4 protein-coding genes and 1 pseudogene are annotated in these 5679 nt (G+C 71.5%); 1 reads left to right on the forward strand and 4 read right to left on the reverse strand.

The window, feature by feature from the left end:
• Window positions 1-97: 97 nt before the first annotated feature.
• The 4 genes and pseudogenes from NQ160_RS17140 to NQ160_RS17155 form a co-directional block, all read right to left on the reverse strand.
• Window positions 98-259 (reverse strand): hypothetical protein, encoded by a 162-nt coding sequence (locus tag NQ160_RS17140; RefSeq protein WP_257516370.1) that lies wholly within the window; start codon window positions 257-259, stop codon window positions 98-100.
• Between the two features lie 143 nt (window positions 260-402).
• A pseudogene (locus NQ160_RS17145) lies at window positions 403-678 on the reverse strand (glycosyltransferase); the annotation flags it as partial.
• 246 nt (window positions 679-924) lie between these two features.
• A complete protein-coding gene (locus NQ160_RS17150; protein WP_257516367.1) occupies window positions 925-3540 on the reverse strand; it encodes a helix-turn-helix transcriptional regulator in 2616 nt (871 codons plus the stop codon).
• 50 nt (window positions 3541-3590) lie between these two features.
• Window positions 3591-4520 carry a COX15/CtaA family protein gene (locus NQ160_RS17155; protein WP_257516368.1) on the reverse strand — a complete coding sequence of 310 codons (930 nt, stop codon included), beginning with the start codon at window positions 4518-4520 and terminating at the stop codon, window positions 3591-3593.
• Between the two features lie 249 nt (window positions 4521-4769).
• Here NQ160_RS17155 and sufB point away from each other — a divergent pair.
• On the forward strand, window positions 4770-5679 hold a 910-nt coding region (gene sufB, locus NQ160_RS17160), incomplete at its 3' end, for a Fe-S cluster assembly protein SufB (protein ID WP_257516369.1).

A 5679-nucleotide genomic window follows, 5' to 3' on the forward strand; every position in this document is an offset into this window, starting at 1 on the left:
CGAGCGCCGCAATGGCGCTCGCGACCTGCTTTCTCACCGCAACTCCTTTCTGTCGTGATGGGTGGGGTCAGCCCGCGGGCACTGCCCGCGGGACGTGTCAGGGCTCCGTCCGCGCTTCGCGGCGCATCCGCAGGACACGGCCGATCGAGAGCGTGGCGAGCCCGGCGACGAACAGGGTCCAGCCCGCCACCCAGGTGTGGGCGACGGCGGCGCCGGTCGTGGCGAGCACACCGGCGGCGCTGCTGTTGAGCTGGTACATGGAGAGGTCCTTCCGCAAGAGCGGGGGTCCCGCTCAGCTCGAGGGGACGAAGAGGGGGGTCTCGTGCGCGGTGACGTGGTTCCAGTCGGTGTCACGGCGCAGCAGCGCCAGCGCGACGGCGGGGGCGGTGCGTCGCCGCCCAGCGCTGCGAGCGCCTGGTTGAGCACACCGGCCTTGCGGTCGGTGTTGTCACGGGTCACCATGACGTCGGCCCCGTGGGCGGCGGCGACGGACCCGGTGGCATCCGTGCAGTTGTCGGCGACGACGACCACGCGTCGCGGTACCGCCGTCTGCCGTGACAGGGCGTCGAGCGTCTCGGCGATGGCGTCGGCTTCGTTGTGCGCGGGGATGATCACCGCGAGTTCCCTCGCGCGCACGACGCGCCGCGAAGCCAGGCCGGACCCTACGGTCGCGCTCATGGCGGACCACCCTTTCTCGCCGGTGGGACGGCGCTCGAGCCGGCCGTCGGAGCGGGCGGCCACGCGGCGGCACCGGTGCGGTCCCGCGGTCACTCAGTCCACTCCCGCGGCGGGGTGCACAGGCGACCGCGGAAGCCACTTGAGCATCGCGCCGGGCGCGGTCCAGCACGCGGGGACGCCGGTCTGAGCACGCCGGCTGCGCGCGTGAGTATCAGGCGTGAGTCGCGCGGGCGAGGCTGCTGCCGGTCAGACGAGGCCGACGAGGTCTTCGCGGGTGTTCACGCCGAGCTTGCGGAAGACCCGGTAGAGGTGGTTGTCGATCGTCCGCTCGCTGACGACCAGCCGCTCGGCGACCTCCCGATTGGTGTGGCCGGCGGCGATGAGGTGGGCCACCTCCCGCTCGCGCGGTGTCAGCACGGATGCCGGGTCGAGCCGTGCCGACAGCACGAGCGACAGGTCATCGCCCGCCGCGTGCACGGCCCGGCGCAGCCGAAGCGATTCGCGCGACGCGTCCTCCGCTCGACCCTCCTGACGCAGATAGCGCACCGCCATCGCGTGCGCGCGGGTGCCGAACAGCACCAGTTCCGTGTCGCGGAGGGTGTCCGCGGTGGCGAGCAGCCTCTCGGGCGAATGGGCGCAGGCGCCCTCGAGGAATGCACCCAGCGCCGGCATCACCGAGCCCTGGCTCGCGAAGGCCACCTGGGCGGTGCGCGCCGAGCGCTCGCCGTCGACGTGCAGCTCGAGCAGACGCACTCCTTCGAACACGGCGGCGAGAAGGTATCCCTCGTCGATGAGCGTGGTGACCTCCTGCCAGGCGGCGGTCGTCGCCTCGGCGGCAGGCACGCCCCGTGCGAGGGCGAGCGCAGCTGCCGACGCCGCGGAGCTCATGTACGGAAACGGACCGCCGCTCAGGCCGAGCGCGTCGAGCTGGACGATCATGTCGTGCGCGCTGTCGAACGCTCCCTCCCACAGGGAGAGGCCCGCGCTGATGGAGAGCAGGCCGGCCCGGGAGTCTGGAGCGAGCACGGCGGGCGCGTTGACCGCGAACACGCTCGTCAGGTGGTCGCGCAGCGTGGCCATCCGACCCTGCAGGAACAGCCCGAGCGCCACGACATACGCGTGGGGCTCGACACTGGTGCGATCGAGGGTGCCGCGGGCGAGGTCGAGTTGGCGCTGCGACCGCTGCACGGCGCCGGCGATGTCACCGTCGCAGAGCTGGGCGAGTGGGATGACCGAGTAAGGGTCGCGGCGGAGCGGATCGGCGGGGGAGAGGTCGGCGAAATCGGCCACCGCGTCGCTCGTGCGCCCGCCGCTGAGCAGCACCTCGCCGCGCACGAGACGCACGATGTCCACGGCGTGCCAACGCGGCAGCCCTGTCGTCTGCATCGGCCGGGAGAGTCGGCGCACCTCCTCGATCTCGGCCGGCAGCGGGGAGGCGGGCAATTCGGCGGTTCCGAGCCCCGGGATCATCAGGCGCAGGTGCTGCTCGACCGCCGAGACCGCGGCGCCCGAACCGGGGATCTCGCGGGTCGTCTCCGCCAGCAGCGCCATCGCGCGGTGCGGCTCGCGACGACTCGTCGCGCGGTACACCACCTCCCACAGGCGCAGCCGGAGGGCGTCCCGGTCCGCGGGGAGCTGCGCGGTGCTCGCAGCCGCGAGCACGGCGTCGATCTCGTGGTCGTCCGCGCCGTCGTCGACGAGCGCCTGGACGTAGGCCACCGCCGTGACCGCCGTGCGCTGCGCGCGCCATTGTGCACGCGTCTCGGTGACGCGCCGGGCGGATTCCTCCCCCAGCACGCGACCGAGGATCGCGGCGGCCTCGGGCGACGACGACCAGCGATTCGGCGCGTGCAGGGGCGGCCGCACGGTCTCACCAGGCAGCGCGGCGGCGTCACGGGTCTGCGGTCGCGCCTCGGCGATGCGGGCGGCCGCCGCGCGGCCGCGCGCGGCGGGCGCGCGGTGTCGCAGATGGTCCTCCAGGACCGGAGGGAACAGCGCGACCACCGGCCCGCGGTCGTCGTCGACGAAGCGCAGCAGGCCGCGGTCGTCCAGGGAGGTCAGGGTCGACCACGGCAGCAGGCGCAGCACCGTCGCGAGCTCGGCGGGTCCCAGCTCGGCGAGCAGCCAGCATCCCTCACGCTCGGTGTCGGAGAGCCCTTCGACGAGCTTCACGAGTGTGGCGGCGAGCGCTCTGCTCCAGAGATCGCGCTCCGCCGACCAGCGCTCCCCGCGCTGCACCAGCCGCCCGGCCTGCCGGGCGGTGACGGTGATGGCGCGGGCGATGCCGGGCAATCCTCCCGACAGGGCGTACACACGCCCCGCGGCATCGGCGTCGACATCGCCGCCGAGGGTGTCCGAAACGAGACGATGGATCGCCTCGAACGATGCAGGCGGCATCCACAGTGCCGTCGCCTCCTGGCGGGCCAAGAGCCTGTCGACGACGGTCGACCCGGGGTAGGGCGGGCGCATGGCGATGACGACGGTGACAGCGGGGTCGTCGGCCGCGGCGGCGAGCGCCGTCGCCGACGTGTCGTCCAGGCGGTCGCCGTCCTCGACGAGCAGCAGCGTCGGCACGGCTCCCGACGGCGCCAGGGCCTGCGCGGCGCTCAGCGTGGTCAGTCCGCCGGCGCCGCCGGGCCCCTGCACACCGGAGAGGGCCAGCGATTCGAGGGGTCTTCCCGAGACGCCGTGTCCCGTGACGGTGCGCACCGCCCACTCCTCCTGCTCGAAGAGGCCGCGCAGCGCTCGCAGCACGTCGCGGCGTCCCGAGCCGGGAAGGCCCACGAGCACGACGCAGATGCCGGCGCGAACGGACTCGGCGATCGTGCCGACCAGCCCAGAGCTCGGAGAGGGCGTCGCCATGCCCCCACTATGGTCGGCGGCGTCCGCTCACACCAGAGTCCCGCGCGGGGTCAGCCCCGCGGGTGCGCGCGCCGCGTGAGGTTCAGCAGCAGCACCGTCATCGCTGCCGCGGAGAGCGCAGCGAGCACCATGTGCACGCCGACGGCGAGCTCCGGCAGACCGTTGCGCGCCTGGTAGATCCCGACGCAGATCTGCACGAGGACGACGCCCAGGAGGGTCGTCGCCCAGCGGCGGGCAGCGAGACGCTGCGCCCACGCGGCCCCGACGAGCACGAGGAGGCACGCCAGCAGCACATAGCCCGGCCACGCGTGCACGTGCTCGAGCACTTCGGCGTTGAAGCCGTTGCGCCCGGCTTCGATGTCACCGGAGTGGGGTCCCGCCCCGGTGGTGAGCACGCCGAAGACGATGGTGAGCGCCAACGGCACCAGGGTCGCAAACGCGGTGCGGGCGTACCACAGCGGCACCACTCGAGCGCGTGGTCCGGGCTCGGTGTTCATGCGCACGAGGAAGGCGGCGCAGACGCACACCAGCAGCAATGAGGCGACGTAGTGAAAACCGACGATGAAGGGGTTCAGCCCGGTGAGCACCGTGATGCCGCCGACGATCGCCTGGGCGATCACGCCGCCGACGACGACGAGCGCGAGCAGGAACAGATCGCGCCGCGCCCGGCGCATGCGCCACACCAGCGCGACCACGATGAGGGCGAGGATGCCGACGAGTCCCGTCAGGGTGCGGTTGCCGAACTCGATGACCCCGTGGATGCCCATCTCCGGCGTGTTGACCAGCGACTCCGGCGTGCACGTCGGCCACGTGGGGCAGCCCAGACCCGAACCGGTGAGGCGCACGGCGCCCCCGGTGGCGATGATCAGCACCTCGGCGGCGAAGGACAGCCAGGCGAAGACGCGGATGCGCCGGTCCACCGTGGTGGGAAGCCATTCGAGGAAGCGGGAAGGGGTGCGCGTCGCGACCGCCTGGGACATGTCGTAGCCTCCTGGGAATGCGCACCGCATCGGGATGGGCGGTGCGCGGAGCCACGCCGGGATACCGGCGCAACCTGTAGACTCATGGGGTGGGATGCCGCGCGTGAGCGCCGGCCATCCCTCACAGTCTAGGCGCGATTGCGCGCCGATTAAGCGGGCCCGGAAGCGGCATCACCCCCTCGGAACTCCACGGGGGGACGGGAATGCCGGGACGGATGACACCGTTTGCGGCCCAGAGGAGGAATCGTCATGTCGGATGTGCTCATCGACCGTCCCGAGCTTGAATCGCTGGGGGTGTACGAGTTCGGCTGGCACGACCCCGATGCCGCCGGCGCCACCGCGAAGCGAGGCCTCAGCGAAGCCGTCGTCCGCGACATCTCGGCGCTCAAGGCCGAGCCCGAGTGGATGCTCAAGACCCGCCTGAAGGCGCTGCAGCTGTTCGAGCGCAAGCCGATGCCCACCTGGGGCGCCGATCTCAGCGACATCGACTTCGACAACATCAAGTACTTCGTGCGCTCCACCGAGAAGCAGGCCCAGACCTGGGAAGACCTGCCGGAGGACATCAAGAACACGTACGAGCGACTCGGCATCCCCGAGGCGGAGCGTGCGCGCCTGGTCTCGGGCGTCGCCGCGCAGTACGAGTCCGAGGTCGTCTACCACCAGATCCAGAAGGAGCTGGAGGACCAGGGCGTCATCTTCATGGACACCGACACCGCCCTGCGCGAGCACCCCGAGTTCTTCGAGGAGTACTTCGGCAGCGTCATCCCCTCCGGCGACAACAAGTTCGCTGCGCTGAACACGGCCGTCTGGTCAGGCGGCTCGTTCGTCTACGTCCCCAAGGGCGTGCACGTGGACATCCCGCTGCAGGCGTACTTCCGCATCAACACCGAGAACATGGGCCAGTTCGAGCGCACGCTGATCATCGCGGACGAGGGCTCCTACGTGCACTACATCGAGGGTTGCACCGCCCCGATCTACCAGTCCGACTCGCTGCACTCCGCGGTGGTCGAGATCATCGTGAAGAAGAACGCACGCGTGCGCTACACCACGATCCAGAACTGGTCGACGAACGTCTACAACCTCGTCACCAAGCGCGCCGTGGCCCACGAGGGCGCGACCATGGAGTGGGTCGACGGCAACATCGGCTCCAAGGTGACGA

Source organism: Microbacterium sp. zg.Y909, assembly GCF_024626565.1.

What these genes read in the sequence shown, in the direction of transcription:
- NQ160_RS17155 (WP_257516368.1), bottom strand. Translation starts at nt 4,520, where the DNA reads ATGTCCCAGGCGGTCGCGACGCGCACCCCTTCCCGCTTCCTCGAATGG.
- NQ160_RS17140 (WP_257516370.1), bottom strand. Translation starts at nt 259, where the DNA reads ATGTACCAGCTCAACAGCAGCGCCGCCGGTGTGCTCGCCACGACCGGC.
- NQ160_RS17150 (WP_257516367.1), bottom strand. Translation starts at nt 3,540, where the DNA reads ATGGCGACGCCCTCTCCGAGCTCTGGGCTGGTCGGCACGATCGCCGAG.